General features: G+C 48.7%; 1 protein-coding gene. It reads left to right on the top strand.

From position 1 onward, the window contains the following. A partial coding sequence (locus R8N49_RS30025) for a PAS domain-containing protein (RefSeq protein ID WP_318190814.1) occupies positions 1 to 532 on the top strand: 532 nt, incomplete at both ends.

Consider the following 532-nt stretch of genomic DNA (forward strand, 5'->3'; position numbering starts at 1 on the left):
GAAGCTGGCACCTTACTACCAACGCGCATTCAAAGGCGTGCATGTCGAAGCTGAAATTACCTTAGATGAAACCGATTTAGAGACCAGCCTTCACTTTAGTTTGTCACCAGTGTATGAAGGTAATGAGGTACGTTTCGTGGTGTTTCACGCCGTCGACACCTCCGAAAAGCAAATACTTGTCCGCTCTCTGGAAGAAGCCGAAAACAAATTTGCCAAGCTGACCCAATTATTGCCCGATGGCCTGCTGCTGATTGAAGATGACACCATCATCTCAGCAAACCCTGCTTCGGCTCGTCTGCTTGGGCTTAACTCCCCTCACGAGCTGCTCGGTGAAGAGCTCTCTCGTCTGTTCATCGACGAAAACCCCAAAAAAGTTTTCAGTCACCGACTCAGCACGCTTATTTCGGACAAACCGTTTGTTTGCCTGACTAGCGCGCGTTGCGGATTTGAGCGCAAAGTCCAATTGCATGCGGACTCGATGGCAATTCTAGGCAGTGAATCTCAAATTATTCTTATCCAAGATGCGGATGAC

It is taken from the genome of Vibrio sp. 1978, from assembly GCF_033344345.1.